The following is an 18,259-nucleotide window of genomic DNA, read 5'->3' as shown; positions in this document are numbered from 1 at the left end:
TAGGCTCGGATACATGCATTCTTGGTCGAGCCCGGAGATCCCGACAATTCCAGGACAGGGTCCAGCGCTTCGATTGTTCGATACCGCAGACCGCCAGGTAAGACCGGTCACTCCCGGTTCGACGGCTCGGATGTACGTCTGCGGAATCACCCCGTACGACGCCACCCACCTCGGGCACGCGGCGACGTACCTGACCTTCGACCTGATCTACCGGCTGTGGCTGGACGCGGGCACGGACGTGCACTACGTGCAGAACGTCACCGATGTCGACGATCCGCTGTTCGAGCGCGCCGACCGTGACGGCGAGGACTGGCGCGATCTGGGAGCTCGGGAGATCGAACTCTTCCGCGCCGACATGGAAGCGCTCCGGGTACTCCCTCCGCGCGACTACATCGGTGCCGTCGAGTCCGTCGACGAGGTCGTCGAACTGGTGGAGAAGCTGGTCGCGTCCGGTGCCGCGTACGTCGTCGACGACGCCGAATACCCGGATGTGTACTTCCGTGCCGATGCCACCGAGCAGTTCGGCTACGAGTCCGGTTACGACCGCGCCACGATGGACACGTTCTTCGCCGAACGCGGCGGCGACCCCGATCGGGTCGGTAAGCGGGATCCACTCGACGCGTTGCTCTGGCGCGCGGTGCGGCCGGGTGAGCCGTCGTGGCCGTCGCCGTGGGGTCCGGGTCGGCCCGGGTGGCACATCGAATGCGCCGCCATCGCGCTCAACCGCATCGGTACCGGCTTCGACATTCAGGGCGGCGGAAGCGATCTCATCTTCCCGCACCACGAATTCTCGGCCGCACACGCCGAGGCGGCGACCGGTGATCCGCGCTTCGCCCGGCACTACGTGCACACCGGGATGATCGGGCTCGACGGCGAGAAGATGTCCAAGAGTCGCGGCAATCTGGTGTTCGTCTCCAAGCTCCGGGCCGAGAACGTCGATCCAAGCGCCGTGCGACTCGGTCTGCTCTCCGGTCACTACCGGCAGGATCGGCCCTGGTCCGACGAGGTCCTCGAACGGGCTCACACCCGGCTCGCACTGTGGCGGCGGGCTGCGGCCCTCGAGAGCGCAGCATCTGCCGACGATGTGATCAATCGGTTGCGGCAGCATCTGGCCGACGATCTGGACACCCCCAAGGCGCTCGATGCGCTCGACGCGTGGGCGAGTTTCGCCGTCGAGCGTGGCGGATCGGATGCGGGCGCACCCGGCGCCTTCGCCGATGCGGTCGACGCGTTGCTCGGAGTTCCGCTGCGTTAGTCCGCGGGTCCCAGGCGTAGGTCCGTCAGCAGATCCGGGACAAGTCGATCTTCCATGACTGCTCGGCCCGAGTCACGAAGGGCAGCAGCCAGTTCCGGGTCCCACGGACTGTCCGTCGGATGGCCCTTCAGCGGTTCGGAATTCCGTGCATCGAGCGCGTGCCGGTAGGAGTCGACGTCCATGCGCCACGGCGTCGCGTCGTATCGGTCCACTGCGTTTTTCACCATGTTCACTCCGGCCCAGTCGAAGTCGGCACGCCATTCGATCGTGGTGCCGGGCGCGCGGGAGGCCAGCAACCGGTGTACCGCGGCGGAGGGCTGACCGTCGGTGCAGATCAGGCTCGCGCAGTTCGCCCCGAGAGTGCGGGCTGCAGCGGCGAGAACCGCCACGTTCTCGCAGACGAACACTGTCGACGAGCTGTTGGTGAGCGTCCCGCGCATGAGCATGTCCACGGTGACGGGGAAGGGGATGCCCTCGTCTGCTGCATCGTTCAGCCAACGGGCCACCGAGTGGGTCTCGTCGACGCGGTAGCCGAGCACCAGCACCCGGCTGGACACCGCGTCCACCGACACACCCGCGGTCTCCCACAGCGCCCTGATGCCGACCGGATCGACGGGCCGGGGCACGTTCTCGCGCAACGACAATGCATCGAGGACAAGTTTCGGGGCCCCGCCGCCCGAGAGCGCCTTCGGATCACCGCAGGAAAGTTCCGCGAGCTCGGTGAGGGACATCCCGTCCACCGGCAGCATTGCGAGGACCTTCGTGGCCACCTCGAGCGCATCGACGGCGACCCGGCCGCCGAGGGTGCCGTCCTGATTGAGCAGTGACGCGATCCAGTGCTCGATCCACTCTCGATCGGTACCGCCGCCGAGAACCTCCCTGGCTCGATCGAGTGCATCGGCACGCACCTGAGCCTTGTCTGCGGCGATCCGTTTCTTGTCCTGCAACGGGGCCTGCGAAGTGAGGGTGTCGATCAGTCCGAGGCCACCGTTGAGCGGATGGCTCAGCCACGCGTCGAACCGCTCGAGGTCGAGCCTGGTGCTGCGCGCCCGAGAATGCAGACTGGAGTTGGACCGAGAGATCGCGCTGCACAGACGCCACAGCTCCTGGGCGTCGCTCAGATCGACGGTGATGTTGCCGCCGACGCGAAGCCAGTTGGACTCCAACTTCTTTCGTGCCGCATCGAGCAGCGCATCCAATTCGACGCTGCCGCGCCACTCGCTGTTACCGCTCAAACTCCAGCCCACCTTCGGTTCGGGTCGGCACACGGCGCGTCAGCGGTGACCCGAGTGCGGCAGCGAGGTCGGTACCGTCGTGCTCGGCGAACAGTTCACCGTTCTCCCACACCAGAAGTGCTGCGCTGACGGTGTTCTCGGCCGTCGAATGCGCCAGGTCGTAGTGAGCGCAGCCGGGGACGTCCCCGTAGGTGATCCACAGGTCGTATCCGGTCATGAACAGATCGAGATCGAATTGCACACTCAGGCCGAGCAATTCGCTGCGTCCGTTGTCGTCGACACCGGCGAACGCCTCGTCCAGCGCGAGCAGCCGAGGTGAATGTGGATCGGCGGACGAGAGCATCACGTGCGCCGCGGCGAACAGTGGCAGGTGCAGCGACACCGACTGCTCACCGCCCGAGAGCGCACTGTGGCGTGCGACGGTGAGACGATCCTCGTTGCCGTCACCGCTGATGAGCGTGAAAGCGAACACGCGCCAGCGACGGTAGTCCAGTGTCGTGGACAGGATCTCGGGGTAGGACCGTTCCGGATGTGCCGCGCGAGCGATTCTGATCTCCGACGCGAAGTGGGCTCGCATCGCGGCCAGATCGTCCTGGCTCAACGCCGAGGCGTCGCGGTCGAGCAGTTTGGACACCGCCCGGGCCCCGTCGTCGAGGTTGTCTGCGAGCACCCAGTGCACGCCGATCGTGTTGCCCGAGGACATGCGGCGCTGCTTCATCTCGGTGGACATCTGGGCGATCAGCTCGCGTGCGTCGACGGTGCGCTCGTGAATCTGCTGCGCCAGGCCGGTCAGCAATGCATCTTCGAGAATTCGGCGCTCCTGCTCGGTCAGCAGCAACTCCTGATCGGCCCTCGCCGAACCGATTCGATCGGCGAAATCTCCGACCGACGAGTAGCCCTGCTCGTCCTGGACGCGGACCACGGTCAAACCGTCCGGCGCATCCCACTGCAGGCGGTAGTCCTGACCCGATGCGGCGAGTTGCGAGTCGAACTCCTGCAGCGCACTCGTCAGCGCAGTCCGGGTCGACTTCCGGCTCGAGTCACTGACTTTCACCGACGCCGTCGCTGCGTCGAGTGCCGAATGCAGTGCGCGCACCACCGGTGGAAGTACCGGAACCTCGTCGTCGGGACCGTCGGCCTGCTGGACTCGGTAGAGAATCTGCTCCACGGTCAACCAGGCGGAATCACTGGCCGGCCAGGCGTACGCCTCGTGGACGCCGAGGATGCCGAGCAGGTCCTTACGAGCGTAGGGCGCGAGCCGTACGGCGTCGCCCAGGGTTTCGGTGACGGCACCGCGCAGGCTTTCCAACGCTGTGTTGCAGGCACCTTCGGCCTTGCCGATTGCTTCGCCGGCTTCCTTGTCCGCTTTACGCGCGGCCCGCTGCTCGGCGCGGCACTTCTCGATGCGTTCGCGTGCGTTCTCGAGATCGGCGTCGATCTGTTCGGCGGTGGCACCGAGCTTCTCACTCAGGAGCTCGAGGCGTTGCACCTGCTGCCGGTAGTTCTCGTCGGCTATCGCGGCTTCCTCGGCGAGCTCTTCGGCCAGGCCACTCGCTTCTTCGAGCCGGTTGGTTGCTTCGCGAGCGCGTTCTGTTTCACGCGTGTGATCGCCGCGCTTGCGGATCACCATCGAGCCCTGATGCTCGAAATGCCGAATCGCAGCGGCGAGGGCGTCGATGTCTCGACCGATGTGTGGGGTTCGGTGAGCAACGGCGACGGTGCGCAGCTGCTTCTCCTTCGCCGACAGGTCCGCGATCGCCTGGTCGAACTCACGGTCGGCTGCGGCAGCACCCTCCGTGGAGGTGCGCAGCGCCCCGGCGGCGGCAGTGACGGCGCGTTGCGCTTTCACGATGGCCGAGACCCGGGGAAGCCGCTTCGCGGCCGCACTCAGTGCCTGAACCGATTCGCGGGCAGATCGCTCGTCGGCCGTTGCGGTCTCCAGCGCGGCGGTCGCGGTGTTTATCGCGGCGCCGAGCTCGGCGATGCGTTGCTCTCGCCGACGCGCCCGCGCCGTCGCGCCGATGTACTCGGCATCGGTCTTGGTGTGGCGCCCCTGCTGTACACCCTGCCAGTACCGACCGTCGACGCCTACCGAGACGGCACAGTCCGAGAATGTGCCCTGGTCCTGTTGCAATGCAACCGAATTCAGCACGTCGAGTATGCGTGATTCCGATACCGCGGTACCGGGCTCGGGTTCGAGGACGGACGCCAACGTGGTCCCGGTCGGCCTCGAGGCCTCCGGCAGCGGCGACAGATACTGCTCCGAGTTCGATTCGCCCGGGAAGTCCGCGATCGGGTGGATCCAGCCGTCGAGCAGATTCGACGCCTGCAGCGCGGATTCGATCCCCGCCGCGTCGGCAGGGGATACCGAGTCCGCGAACCGAACCAGCTGCCACAGTGGAGCACCCGAGAGTTCGACCCGAGAGTCGGTTCGGGCCACGAACGGCGGCGGCGCGTCATCGTGTTCGGCCCGAACCAGGGACAGTTCGTCGCGCAGCGCGTTCAGCTCGGTAGTGCGGGTCGACACGTCGACGCGGGCCTGTGCCTGCCGGGCACGAAGCGCGTCGACCCCGTCCGCGGTCTGGTCCGACAGCACCGATTCCAGGCTCGGAGCGTCGTCGTCGCCGATGTCTGCCAACGCGGCGTCGAGGGCCTCGAACGCTGCGGAGGTGATGCCCGCTGAGGAGTAGAGCGCGGAATGGGTCGACCACCAGGCCCGCAGCCCCGAAGCGAACTGCGCCTTCTGCAGGTCGACGGTCGCCTCGGCTTCGGTGACCGCAGCCGACGCGGCCTCGAGCATCTCGCGAGCCTTCGAGGCGGCCTTCTCCGCACGAGCGCGTTCCGTCGACGCCTTCTCGACGGTTCCCAACGCCTCACGAACTGCTCGCACGTCGCCGTCGCGTTCCTCGGCATGGCCACGCAGCGCGGTGCTGATCTGATCGCTGCGGGCTGTTCCCGGCAGTGGGGTCCAGACGATTCCGGCATCCTCGGCCGCAGTCTGCAGCTCCTCCTCGGCGCGGGTCACCCCGGCAATCGAATCCCGGAGGGCGGAATCGGCCCGAGCTGCTTCGGTGGTGCGCTGTTCCAGTTCTGCTCGAGCCTTGCGTGCGCGGTCGGCCTGTTGGGCGGTCGAGATCTCCAGCTTCGCAGCGGACTCGGCCAGGTCGTCCAGTTGCTGCTTGCCCTCGTATGCGCTCGAGCGCTGCAGGGTCTCGCGGTCTGCAACGGCCTGATCCAGTGCGCGTTCGGCCTCGTCGAATCGAGTTTCCGCAGCCGCTCGCTCCAGCAGACGCCGGTCCTTCAGGGCGGCGGCGGCGAAGTGTGCGGTGGTCGCATGAGTGACTGCCTCGAGCCGGCGCGAGACCTGCTCGACATCCGAACGAGTCTGCACCCGAAGGTATTTGGAGTACACCGAGACGAAGTTCTTGGCGGCATGATCGGCCTGCGCCAGTCCTTCGAGCGCCCGGCCCACCTCCTCCATGTCGCTGAAGGAGCGCGCAGCTTCGAGCACCAACTGTTCGTCCAACGGGCGCAGGCCGTCGGTCAACGCCTGCGAGAGCCCCTTGGGGTCGAGGTTCTTGGCCAATTGCGGGCGGCGAAGCGTCAGAATCAGATTGATCAGCTGGTCGTAGCGCTGCGCGCCCAGTCCGAACATCCGGGCATCGATCGCGGCGCGATAGTCAACCGGGCGATCGGTCAACGCGTCGGTGCCCAGCTGTTCGCCGAGTTGCTTCTTCGTCAACGGCCGGTCGTCGGAACCCAACAACGAGAAGTCCACGCCCACTCTGCCGTCGGCCACGAAGTACCAGCGGGTCACCTTGTCGTTGTGGCGGCTCGCCCGCATACCGATGCCGACCGTCACCGATTCGGGATCGGCGCGTGAACCGCGGCCGAACTCCATCCACACGTACGAGTGCGCGCTTTCCTGCCCCCGATAGAGCAGGTTGGATTTCATCGTCCGCTCTTCTCCGGCAAACGGATTGAGCCGGCGCGGTTCGATACGACCGTCGAGGACGAACGGGAACAACACTTCGAGCGCTTTGGTCTTCCCTGATCCGTTGGGACCACGCAACACCAGCCGACCGTCGGCGAAGGAGAACTCCTGATCGCGGTAGTCCCAGAGGTTGACGATCCCTGCTCGCGTCGGCCGGAAACGTGTCGAGTGTGTGGTCATCTACTCAAGCCTCTACTTCGGATGGATCGGTGCTGTCGGCCTGGTCGGTACTGGGGGCCTGTTCGGTGCCGAAAAGCGAGTCCTGCGGGGTCCGATCGCGCACACTCACCATCACGTCTCGGTAGCGCGCGATCACCGGCAGCACCAGCACGCCGCCGGACACGCTGTGTATCAATCGAAGTCGGTGCAACAGCGCAATCGCCCGCAGCCGCAGGCCGTCCCGATCGGTTTGCCACTGAGCAGCGAAGGTGCGGCCGAAGCGTTCGACGAGATCATCGACGACCGTTGTCAGCCAACTGTCCTCGATCAGCGGATACCGCGTCGCGCCGTCCGCATTTTCGGCTGTCGCGGAATCGGAACCGAACCCGAACTCGGCAAGATCGCCGAATACTCCGCCGTCGGGAATCGCGTCGTCCAACTGCTCGATCAGGGCGTCACCGTCGGGAAGGGGGTAGGTCGCCAGCGCGGGTGCATCCGGATCGATCACTCGGTCCGAGATCTCGCCCGCGATCAACAATGCGACCTGGGCAATGGTTCCGGTGCTGGGGAATCGGTAGTCCGAGAGACGTCCCGAGGTATCGATGAGCGCCACTCCCTCGGCGCGCCGCTCGGCAACGAGGCCGGTGAGCAACTCGACATCGGCAACGGTGCGCGACGCGGCCAGGGCGGTACGGCCGTCCGAGTCGAGATCGTCGAGATAGACGACCGGGTGCTCGACCAACGCCCGGCGTACCGCACGCAGCGTTTCCTTCGGGTCTGCCTCACGTCCGGAATCGGTGTGTGCCGAATCGAACTCCTCGGGATCGATCGGGGCGTCCGAGCCGGCCAACAAACCGCGAATCGATCGCAGATGCTGGACGGCGCGAGGCGGCCTGAACAGGGCGACGACAACGGGTCGGTCGATGTCGTAGAGCGCCTCGCCTGCGGACGGGTTGTTCGCCCAGCCGGTTGCGTCACCGTCGGCCAACGCGATGGCCCCGCGGGTCGCCAACCAGCCGATCGCGTCGACGAACGCGTCTCGGTCGCTCGCCCGGTCGGTCGTCAGTTCGACACCGTCGACCTGACTCGCCTCTGCTGCAACATGATCGGCGAGTTCGGACAGAGTGACCTGGTTGCCCGCCCGGCCGAGTGCAGCCAGAGCCAACGCCAGGTACGCGTACCTGCGGCGGTCGAAGATTCGGTCGGTGGACGTCCGCGCGGGTTGACTGTCGTCGAGTGCGTCGATCACCGGGAAGAGTCGGGCCGTGGTCTCGGTGACCTCGAGGCGATACCCGAACAGTTCGAGCAGGTCCTCGCGCAACTCGGTGGCCCATCTACGCAGCAGTGGCAGCGCGATCCGATCGGGATACGTCGTGGTCACCAGGTGATTCGACAGCGCGACCCGGGCGGCCCGCTGGTAGGAATCCAGTGCGAGGGTGGAGATCTCGCGAGCTCTCATCGGCGTGCCACCTCGCTGACGTCGAGCGCGAGGCGATCCAGATGTAGCCGGCCTCTGCTGGTCCGCACGATCGTCGAACGGTCGCTGTCGCTGAGCGTCAGGCGCACGCCGCTGTCCGATCCGGACGAGTCGGAGGTGCGTCCGCTCACGCGCACCCGCGCCGTGAGTGCAGCGTTCAGCAGGCTCAACAGCACCTCGGTTTCCTGCTCGTCGAGAATTCGGTCGTGGATTCCGGCCGAGGCAAGCGATTGTGCTGCGGCACTGCGTGATCGCTGCGACTCGAGTTGTTGCTCCCGAAGCCGTCTGATGCCGCCGTCGTTGCGCTGCACCCGTCCCGGAACACCGGGGGTCGGAGTGCGTCCGGTCTCGGCCAGGGTGCGTGAGATCTCGACCGGTGGTGCCTCCCACCACGATCGGGACGTCGGGATGATGTCGGCGTCGGGATGCACCATCGACAGATGCCGTGGTTTGCCAAGGCCGAACACGGCATGGAACAGGGCGTGCGCGCTGTCTTCGGTCGGTGCGGCAGCGAACCAACCGGCGAGGTGGCGCAATTGACTCTCGCGACTGACTCCGCCCTTGCGGGTTTCGGTGACCCGACGCAGCAGCGACAGTACGGCCGCGATCGCGCTCATCGTGCCCTCGCGGAGTCGTTCGGACTCGCTGAGTTCGGACTCGGCCGAGACGAACCAGTGTGAGAGGCCGGCCCAGCGGTCGGTCCAGTCGGCGCGGCGTTCGGCGACGGTGAGAAAGACTCGTTCGTCGCTGATCGCGGCGCGCTCGACGAGCTCCTCGATACCGGTGCTCTCGACGAGTGCTATCGCCTCGGCGAGCTTCGGTGCGTAGCGGGTCAGATCGGAGCTGAATTCACGCATATGCGTCAGCAGGGCGTCCTTGTGGACCAGAAACGACTCCGGCGTGATCTCGGTGGTGCGCACGAGATCGCCGAGCACCAGATAGAAGTGGGCGGCACGGGTCGCCATCTCCGACAGTGTCGAATCGAGTCGGCTGAGCTTGCGGTAGATGCGATCGCCGTCGGCCAGACGGTTCGCCTCGGCCAGCTCGTGCATGTCGGCCAGCAGCTCGGGCAGCACCAGCCGCGACAGCGCGGCGTCGTCCAGGCGGGCCCCGAGCACGTCCTCGACCGCACGGTAGGCCTTGTAGCCGGCTTGGCCGAACTGGTAGACGAAGTGACGGTTGCGGTACTCGGCGAGAGTTGCGGCGCGGGTGCCGTCGTAGCTGCGTTCGAGCAGGCCCCAGGCGTGGAGCTGATCGAGGAGAGGCGCGATGTCGAGGGTTGTCAGTGCTTCGTGGCGCCCTGCACTGCGTGCCATGAGGTCGGCCACGTCTCCGGAGTGCAGCAGGACGACGTAGTTGGCTCGTGCGGTGTCGAATGCCCGGAGAACGGCCAGGTACTCGGAGCGCTTCTCGGCAACGGCGAACGAGAAGAGACCGAGACGATCTTCCTCCACGAACGCATTCACGACTCCCTGCCGCGCGTCCTCACCTGATTCGCTCACTGGAACAGGGTAGGTGTTCAGTGCCCCAGTCGTTGAACCGTGCCGGTTACAGCTCCACGGTCACTTTTCCGTTCACCACTGCGGCGGGGTAGGTGCGCACCGAATCGATGCCGCTGGGGCAGGTGCCGTCGTCGAGCGAAAAGGTGTACTGGTGCATCGGACACACGACGATGGATCCGTCGATCTGACCGTCTGCCAGTGGCCCGCCCTTGTGTGGGCACACGGCGTCCATCGCCCGCACCGAGCCGTCGCTGAGCAGGAACACAGCGACCTGCTTGCCGTCGACCACGTAGGCCCGTCCCTCGCCGGGTGTCAGGTCCTCCAGCGCACCCACCGGCACGCTCATCGGACCGGCACCTGTGGCAGCGGAAGCAGTGGCAGCGACGGGGTGAACTGGGCGGCCGACTTGGGTGCCGCGCGATCCTGCCATGGGTCGATGTACCCGTCCACCGATGCCTGCATCCGCTCGTCGAGTCCGGCCACGATGCCGTCGCGGTCGTCGATCAACACGCTCTGCAGTTCCTCCAGGCCGAGGCGTGGCACCCACGCGTACGTTCGCTCGAGCCACTGGGCGTTCTCGCGGTAATGCTGGATGAACCTGCCTGCCACGGCCAGAACCTCCTCGGCTCCCGTCACGGTGGCCAGTAGATCGCCCTTGCGAATGTGCGCACCGGCCGCGCCGCCCACGTAGATCTCCCACTTGTCCTCGCCGACCGAGACCACGCCGAAGTCCTTGCACAGTGCCTCCGAGCAGTTGCGCGGGCAGCCCGCGACCGCGAGCTTCAACTTCGCCGGAGTCTCCAAGCCCTGGAATCGCTCCTCGAGGGCGATGCCCAGTGCCGTCGAGTCGCCGAGACCGAAACGGCAGAAATCGCTGCCCACGCAGGTCTTCACCGTGCGCATGCTCTTGCCGTACGCGAAGCCCGAGGGCATGTCCAGATCTCCCCACACTTTCGGCAGGTCTTCCTTCTTGATGCCGAGGAGGTCGATCCGTTGGCCGCCGGTGACCTTGACCAGCGGTACGTGGTACTTGTCTGCGACGTCGGCGATCTTGCGCAACTGATCCGGGGTGGTGACGCCGCCCTTCATCTGCGGAACCACCGAGAACGTGCCGTCGCGCTGGATGTTGGCGTGGACTCGGTCGTTGATGAACAACGCCCCGCGCTCGTCCACCCAGTCCGGGCCCCACACCGTCCGCAGCAACGACGCCAACGGCATCTTGGCTGCGGCGTCCTCCGCTCCGCCGGTCGCCAACGCCGCGAACACCGCCGACACCGCGCGAAGATCCTGCGCTCGAACGGCCTCGATCAGTTCCGGCTTGGTCATGGGGATGCAGGGGACGTACCAGTCCGCTGTGGGATCGGCCTCGACGGCACCGCCCGCTGCGCAGGCGATGATGTCCTTGACCAGACCCTTGCACGATCCGCACCCCTTGCCCGCCCGGGTCTTCGCGGTTACGTCGCCGAGGTTCTTCGCGCCCGCGTGTACGCAGGCCACGATGGCACCCTTCGTCACGCCGTTGCAGTTGCACACCTGGACGTCGTCGGCCAATTCGGCGGCTCCTGTTGCCGCAGAGGGCGTTCCCATGTCGAAGAGCATGCTGATGCGCTCGTCGGGTAGCGGCACTTTCTCGTCGAACGCCTGGGTCAGGAAGTTGGCCTTGGAGATGTCGCCGAGCAGGGTGGCGCCGACGAGTTTGTTGCCCCGCACGATCACCGATTTGTACGTACCACTGCGTGGCTCGTAGAACTGGACGAACTCGTCGTCGTCACGTTCGGGGGAGGTGATCCCCATCGACGCGACGTCGACACCGGCCACCTTGAGCTTGGTGGTCAAACGCGAACCATGGTATGCCGCAGTGGGATCGGCTCCGGTGAGTACGTCGGCCAACACGACGGCCTGTTCCCACAGTGGTGCGACGAGACCGTAGACCTCACCTCGATGCTGACAGCATTCACCGACGGCATAGATGGAACCCTCGTCCTCGCACCGCAATTGGTCGTCGACGACGATTCCGCGTTCGATGACCAACCCGCCCGCGCGAGCGAAGTCGACGCTGGGACGAATGCCTGCGGTGACCACGACCATGTCTGCGGCGAGCGAGGTGCCGTCGTTGAACCCCACACCGGTCACGACGCCGTCCTCGGAGCGCAACACCGAGGTGGTCCGCTTGGAGGTGTGTACGCCGACGCCGAGCGACTCGATCTTGTTGCGCAGCACGCGTCCACCGCGTTCGTCGAGCTGCTGGTTCATCAGGTGACCGGGGGAGTGCACCACGTTCACTTCGAGGCCCTGGGTGCGCAGACCGTAGGCGGCTTCGAGCCCGAGCAGTCCGCCGCCGATGACGACGGCCGAGACGTCGTCGCGTGACTGCGCCATCTGCAGCATGCCGTTGGTGTCGGCGATGGTGCGGAAGCCGAAGACGCCGCGCGCCAGCCTGCCGTCCGACTCACGCAGGCCGTCCATGTTGGGGAAGAAGGTGTTACTGCCGGTGGCAATGATCAGCACGTCGTAGTCGACGGACCGACCGCTCTCGCAGACGACGGTCTTGGAGAAGCGGTCGAGTGAGATCGCGCGGTCCCCGGCGTGCAGTGTGACGCCGTTCTCGCTGTACCAGCTCATCGGATTGAGGATCAGATCCTCGTCGTCGACGGTGGCCTCGCCGGACAGCACGTGCGAGAGCATGATTCGGTTGTAGTTGCCGTACGGCTCGTCGCCGATCATGGTGATCTCGAACAGCGCGCTGCCGTCGCGTTTGATGATCTCCTCGACCGCCCTGGCACCGGCCATCCCGTTGCCGACCACCAGCAGTCGCTGCTTGCCCTCGGTCATCAGATCAGCACCAGACCGAAATCGACGACGACCTCTCCGCTGGTTCCGGCAGGGGCGGCGACGACCAGTTCCAGCACCGTGTCCGGATCCACGTCCTCCACCACCCGCAGCGGAATGTTCACTCCGTCCTTGGCGCCCATCGGGAACATGCGCATCGGGCTGCCGTCGCGCAGCAAGGTCACGACCACCAGCTCGTCGCTGGAATTTCCGCCGCGAAAGTACAGCGGCTGAGCCGTCGCACCCTCGGGGACGACGAAGCTGAGGCTTGGATCGATCAGCTCGGGCTTGTCCAGACCGTGCCCGGTGAAGGAGAAGATGCCCTGCAGGAATCGCGGTGTGCTGGCCATACCCACGAGGTTGCGGGGTCGGGGTGACGTCACCGCTGCGGTGACGTTACGTCGGGATCAGAAAGACCTCACCGGCTCCCGGTCCCTCGTGTGCGGTCGGTCAGAGCCCGAAGTTGCCCGGACCGCGGCGCCTCAGGTACTTCTCGAACTCGGCCGCGATGGCGTCGCCGTCGATCTTGGCGATTGCATCGGACATGTCCACCTCGGCGTCGCCCCGCTCTTCGAGGCTGCGCACATACTCGCTGATCTCCTCGTCTTCCTTTGTCATCTCGGTCACCGCCTCTTCCCATTCCTCGGCCTGGGTCGGCAGTTCGCCGAGCGGTACCTCGATGTCGAGCACGTCCTCGACCCTCTGCAGCAGCGCCACGGTGGCCTTGGGGTTGGGCGGCTGAGAGACGTAGTGTGGAACAGCAGCCCAGAAGGAGACCGCCGGCACCCCGGCCTTGACGCACTCGTCCTGCAGAACACCGGTGATCCCGGTCGGTCCCTCGTAGCGGGTCTGTTCGAGGTTGAACTGTTCTGCCGACTCCGTGCTGTAGGCGGTGCCGGTCACCGGAACTGGCCTGGTGTGCGGAGTGTCGGCCAGCAGCGCTCCCAGGATCACCACGGTCTCGACGCCGAGCTGTTCGACGAATTCGAGCAGGTCGTCGCAGAAACTGCGCCAGCGCATGTTCGGCTCGATACCGCGCAGCAGCACCACATCGCGCGAGCTGCCGGGAGGCGAGCACACCGACAGTCGAGTCGACGGCCACTCGATCTCGCGAGTGACACCGTCCACCTGGCGGACCGTCGGGCGGTTGACCTGGTAGTCGTAGTAGTCCTCGGAGTCCAGTTCGGCCAGCGGGCTGGCGTCCCAGATCAGTTCCAGATGTTCGATCGCGCCGCTGGCGGCATCGCCTGCGTCGTTCCAGCCCTCGAAGGCAGCCACCAGGATCGGGGAGCGCAACTCGGGAATGACGTCGTCGAGATCGTCGAGATCGTCGATGTCTGTGGCGTTGGCCACAGCGTCGTGGACGGCCTCGATCAATGCGGCATCCAGAGGCACATCCGATCCGGAACCTGAAATGTCCGTATTTTGGGTTCCGTCGTCGATCGGGGACTGGTCATCGAGGTTTCGGGGACTCACCACGACAGCCTACGACCCGACGTGACTTCGGTGCCCACTACTCTGTAGTGATGCCCGCTCAACACAAGCCCAGTCTGCTCGATGCGATTTCACGTCGCGTTGTCATCGGCGACGGTGCGATGGGCACGATGCTCCAGGACGCCGACCTGACTCTCGACGACTTCATCGGTCTCGAGGGCTGCAACGAAATCCTCAACGACACCAGGCCCGACGTCCTGCGCGAGATCCACCGCGAGTACTTCGCGGCCGGCGCGGATGCCGTGGAAACCAATACGTTCGGGTGCAACCTGCCCAACCTGGCCGATTACGACATCGAGGACCGGATCCGTGAACTCGCGGAGAAGGGCACCCGGCTGGCCCGTGAGGCGGCCGACGAGATGGGTCCGGGCCGCGACGGGATGGACCGTTACGTGCTGGGCTCGATGGGGCCGGGCACCAAGCTGCCCACTCTCGGTCACGCGCCCTTCGCCCGACTGCGCGACGCGTACACCGAAGCCGCCCTGGGCATGATCGACGGCGGTGCCGACGCCATCCTGGTCGAAACCTGCCAGGATCTTCTGCAGGTCAAGGCCGCGATCATCGGCAGTCAACATGCGATGGACAAGCTCGGTGTCCGTATACCGATCATCACCCACGTCACCGTCGAGACGACCGGCGCGATGCTCGTCGGCAGCGAGATCGGTGCCGCACTGACGGCACTCGAACCCCTCGGTATCGACATGATCGGGCTCAACTGTGCGACCGGCCCGGCCGAGATGAGCGAGCACCTGCGCCATCTGTCCAAGCATTCACGTCTTCCGGTGTCGGTGATGCCCAACGCCGGCCTGCCGACACTGGGCGCGAAAGGTGCCGAGTACCCACTGACCGCCCCCGAACTGGCCGCGGCCCTCAGCGGTTTCGTCAGCGAGTACGGCCTGGCCCTGGTCGGCGGTTGCTGCGGCACCACGCCCGAGCACATCCGCCAGGTTGCCGACATGGTCCACGGGGCAACGAAACTCGAACGTCGGCCTGCGCCCGAGCCGGGCGTCTCCTCGCTATACACCGCCGTTCCGTTCGAGCAGGACGCCAGCATCCTGATGATCGGCGAGCGCACCAACTCCAACGGATCCAAGGCATTTCGCGACGCCATGCTCGCCGAGGACTACGAGAAGTGCCTCGACATCGCCAAGGATCAGACACGCGACGGCGCGCACATGCTCGATCTCAACGTCGACTACGTCGGCCGCGACGGTGCCGCCGACATGGCCGCGTTGGCCAGCCGCCTGGCGACGGCGTCGACCCTGCCGATCATGCTCGACTCCACCGAACCTGCCGTTCTCGAAGCAGGTTTGGAGCACCTCGGTGGCCGCAGCGCGGTCAACTCGGTCAACTACGAGGACGGCGACGGGCCGGACTCGCGATTCCAGAAGATCATGCGTCTGGTCAAGGAGCACGGTGCCGCTGTCGTTGCTCTGACCATCGACGAAGAGGGACAGGCACGGACGGCCGAGTGGAAGGTGCGTGTCGCAGACCGGTTGATCACCGACATCACCGAGAACTGGGGCCTGCGCCACGAGGACATCATCGTCGACACACTCACCTTCCCGATCTCGACGGGCCAGGAAGAGGTGCGACGCGACGGCATCGAGACCATCGAGGCCATCCGGCAGCTCAAGGAGAAGTACCCGAAGGTGCACACCACCCTCGGGCTGTCGAACATCTCGTTCGGTCTCAATCCCGCTGCGCGCCAGGTGCTGAACTCGGTGTTCCTGCACGAATGCACGCAGGCCGGCCTCGACACCGCCATCGTGCACGCGTCGAAAATCCTGCCGATGAACAAGATTCCCGACGAGCAGCGAGAGACTGCCCTCGATCTGGTGTACGACCGTCGCGCCGAGGGCTACGACCCGCTGCAGAAGCTCATGCAGCTCTTCGAAGGTGTCTCCGCGGCGTCGGCGCGAGAATCCCGCGCCGAGGAGCTCGGCCGACTGCCGCTGTTCGAGCGACTCGAACGACGCATCGTCGACGGTGAACGCAACGGCCTCGACGCCGATCTCGACACCGCGATGACCGAGAAGCCACCGCTGGAGATCATCAACGAGACCTTGCTCTCGGGGATGAAGACCGTGGGTGAACTGTTCGGCTCCGGCCAGATGCAGCTGCCGTTCGTGCTCGCCTCGGCCGAGGTGATGAAAGCTGCTGTTGCGTATCTCGAGCCACACATGGAGGCGACCGACGACGACGGCAAGGGCCGCATCGTGCTCGGTACCGTCAAGGGCGATGTGCACGACATCGGCAAGAACCTCGTCGACATCATCCTGAGCAACAACGGCTACGAGGTGGTCAATCTCGGTATCAAGCAACCGATTTCGACCATTCTGGAGGCCGCGATCGACAAGCGCGCCGACGTGATCGGCATGTCCGGGCTGCTGGTGAAATCCACCGTGGTCATGAAGGACAACCTGATCGAACTCAACTCGAAGGGTGTCGCCGAGCAATTCCCCGTTCTGCTGGGCGGAGCGGCGCTGACGCGGTCGTATGTCGAGAACGATCTGCAGGACGTCTACGAGGGCGACGTGCACTATGCACGTGATGCGTTCGAGGGCCTTCGGTTGATGGACACCATCATGACCACCAAGCGCGGCGGCGGACCGGCCCCGGACAGCCCCGAGGCACTCGCCGCGAAGGCCAAGACGGCCGAGCGCAAGGAACGCCACGAGCGCTCCAAGCGCATCGCCGAGAAGCGCAAGGCCGCCGAAGCACCGGTGGTCGTGCCCGAGCGATCCGATGTCGCTGCCGACATCGACATCCCAGTGCCGCCGTTCTGGGGCACGCGCATCGTCAAGGGCGTGTCACTGTCGGAGTACTCGGGGCTGCTCGACGAGCGGGCCCTGTTCCTGGGGCAGTGGGGTCTGCGCGGTGCCCGCAAGGGCGAAGGTGCCACGTACGAGGATCTGGTGGAATCGGAAGGCAAACCGCGCCTGCGGTATTGGCTGGATCGACTGAGCACCGACGGCATCCTCGCGCACGCGGCGCTGGTGTACGGGTACTTCCCGGCGGTCTCGGAGGGTGACGACGTCGTCGTACTCACCGAACCCGAACCCGATGCGCCCGAACGCTTTCGGTTCACGTTCCCGCGGCAGCACCGCGACCGCTTCCTCTGCATCGCGGACTTCGTTCGATCGCGTTCGGCTGCACGGGAATCGGGCAAGGTCGATGTTCTGCCGATGAACCTGGTGACGATGGGCCAGCCCATCGCGGACTTCGCCAACGAGCTGTTCGCCGCCGACTCGTACCGTGACTACCTCGAGGTCCACGGAATCGGCGTCCAGCTCACCGAAGCCTTGGCCGAGTACTGGCATCGCCGGGTACGCGAGGAGCTGAAGCTGTCCGACGGCAATTCCGTTGCCTCGGAGGATCCCACCGAGGCCGAGGGCTTCTTCAAACTCGAATATCGGGGTGCTCGTTACTCGTTCGGCTACGGCGCGTGCCCGGATCTCGAGGACCGCATCAAGCTCGCCGCTCTTCTCGAACCCGAGCGAATCGGCGTGAAGCTGTCCGAGGAACTGCAGCTACATCCCGAACAGTCGACCGATGCGTTCGTACTTCATCACCCGGAGGCCAAGTACTTCAATGTCTAGCGCAACTCACCTGCACGGTGTCCTGTGGGACATGGACGGCACACTGCTCGACTCGGAGAAGATCTGGGACGTCGCCATCGGTGAGTACTCCCGCACACTGGGAACGGAACTCAGCGCGGAGGTGCGCGAAAGTACCCTCGGCAACTCGATGTGGGATGCCCTGCGCAAGGTATTGGCGAATGCCGCGGTCGAGGTCACCGACGAGCACCTGATCCAGGGCCGCGAGTGGCTGACCACGCGAGTCGGGGATCTCTTCGCCGAGGGGATTCCCTGGCGCCCCGGTGCCAAGGACGCTCTCGCTCTCGTGCGCGAGATGGGTCTGTCCACGGGGCTGGTCACCAACACCGAGCGGGGTCTGGTCGAGCGGGCTCTGGACACCTTGGGTCGCGAGTACTTCGACATCACGGTGACCGGCGACGAGGTCGAGGCAGGCAAGCCGCATCCGGCGCCCTACCTGCGCGGAGCTGCACTGCTGGGACTGGATGCCGCCTCGTGTCTTGCGGTCGAGGATTCACCCACCGGGTCGTTGTCGGCGCACAGTGCCGGCTGCCCGGTGCTGGTGGTTCCGTCCGAAATCGCAGTGCAGGCCGCACCGGGATACACGATTCGCGACGGTCTCGTCGGACTGACCGCGGACGACGTCAGACGGGCATGGTCGTCCTGATCTCGACCGATTCGCACCCCTGATCGACGACGTGAAAGAATATGCAGC

The 18,259-nt window shown here is 65.7% G+C and carries 11 protein-coding genes; 3 read left to right on the top strand and 8 right to left on the bottom strand.

Translation table 11 applies throughout. From position 1 onward, the window contains the following. Positions 1–13 precede the first annotated feature (13 nt). Positions 14–1,255: a cysteine--1-D-myo-inosityl 2-amino-2-deoxy-alpha-D-glucopyranoside ligase gene (gene mshC / locus CH295_RS22185; RefSeq protein WP_037189321.1), complete on the top strand. Its 1,242-nt coding sequence runs from the start codon at positions 14–16 to the stop codon at positions 1,253–1,255. Here mshC and CH295_RS22180 read toward each other — a convergent pair. The 8 genes from CH295_RS22180 to CH295_RS22145 form a co-directional block, all read right to left on the bottom strand. Further along, positions 1,252–2,490 carry a DUF2399 domain-containing protein gene (locus tag CH295_RS22180; protein ID WP_252342143.1) on the bottom strand — a complete coding sequence of 413 codons (1,239 nt, stop codon included), beginning with the start codon at positions 2,488–2,490 and terminating at the stop codon, positions 1,252–1,254. The two genes, mshC and CH295_RS22180, sit on opposite strands and share 4 nt — an antisense overlap. Then, complete coding sequence (locus tag CH295_RS22175; RefSeq protein WP_094741956.1) at positions 2,480–6,664, bottom strand: TIGR02680 family protein; 4,185 nt, start codon at positions 6,662–6,664, stop codon at positions 2,480–2,482. Before CH295_RS22175 ends, CH295_RS22180 begins: the two co-directional genes overlap by 11 nt. A gap of 4 nt (positions 6,665–6,668) precedes the next feature. Beyond that, entirely contained in the window at positions 6,669–8,102 is a 1,434-nt protein-coding gene (locus tag CH295_RS22170) for a TIGR02678 family protein (RefSeq protein WP_252342142.1), read from the bottom strand. Next, positions 8,099–9,586 carry a TIGR02677 family protein gene (locus CH295_RS22165; RefSeq protein WP_353955488.1) on the bottom strand — a complete coding sequence of 496 codons (1,488 nt, stop codon included), beginning with the start codon at positions 9,584–9,586 and terminating at the stop codon, positions 8,099–8,101. Before CH295_RS22165 ends, CH295_RS22170 begins: the two co-directional genes overlap by 4 nt. An 82-nt stretch (positions 9,587–9,668) precedes the next feature. After that, positions 9,669–9,968 carry a Rieske (2Fe-2S) protein gene (locus CH295_RS22160; protein WP_094634396.1) on the bottom strand — a complete coding sequence of 100 codons (300 nt, stop codon included), beginning with the start codon at positions 9,966–9,968 and terminating at the stop codon, positions 9,669–9,671. Next, positions 9,965–12,454: a nitrite reductase large subunit NirB gene (gene nirB, locus CH295_RS22155; RefSeq protein ID WP_094741954.1), complete on the bottom strand. Its 2,490-nt coding sequence runs from the start codon at positions 12,452–12,454 to the stop codon at positions 9,965–9,967. The genes CH295_RS22160 and nirB overlap by 4 nt, the downstream gene beginning before the upstream one ends. Further along, positions 12,454–12,801 carry a hypothetical protein gene (locus CH295_RS22150; protein ID WP_037189311.1) on the bottom strand — a complete coding sequence of 116 codons (348 nt, stop codon included), beginning with the start codon at positions 12,799–12,801 and terminating at the stop codon, positions 12,454–12,456. Before CH295_RS22150 ends, nirB begins: the two co-directional genes overlap by 1 nt. Positions 12,802–12,901: 100 nt before the next feature. Next, a complete protein-coding gene (locus CH295_RS22145) occupies positions 12,902–13,804 on the bottom strand; it encodes a PAC2 family protein (protein WP_094634599.1) in 903 nt (300 codons plus the stop codon). A 173-nt stretch (positions 13,805–13,977) separates the two neighbouring features. On the opposite strand from CH295_RS22145, the gene metH reads away from it, so the two are divergent. Together metH and CH295_RS22135 are read left to right on the top strand one after the other, a co-directional pair. After that, positions 13,978–17,547, top strand: a complete 3,570-nt coding sequence (metH, locus tag CH295_RS22140; RefSeq protein WP_094741953.1) for a methionine synthase — start codon at positions 13,978–13,980, stop codon at positions 17,545–17,547. Then, complete coding sequence (locus CH295_RS22135; RefSeq protein WP_094741952.1) at positions 17,540–18,211, top strand: HAD family hydrolase; 672 nt, start codon at positions 17,540–17,542, stop codon at positions 18,209–18,211. The genes metH and CH295_RS22135 overlap by 8 nt, the downstream gene beginning before the upstream one ends. Positions 18,212–18,259 lie beyond the last annotated feature (48 nt).

The organism is Rhodococcus sp. 14-2483-1-2, assembly GCF_002259405.1.
Classification (GTDB): domain Bacteria; phylum Actinomycetota; class Actinomycetes; order Mycobacteriales; family Mycobacteriaceae; genus Rhodococcoides.
This window is presented reverse-complemented; position numbering and strand designations above follow the sequence as displayed.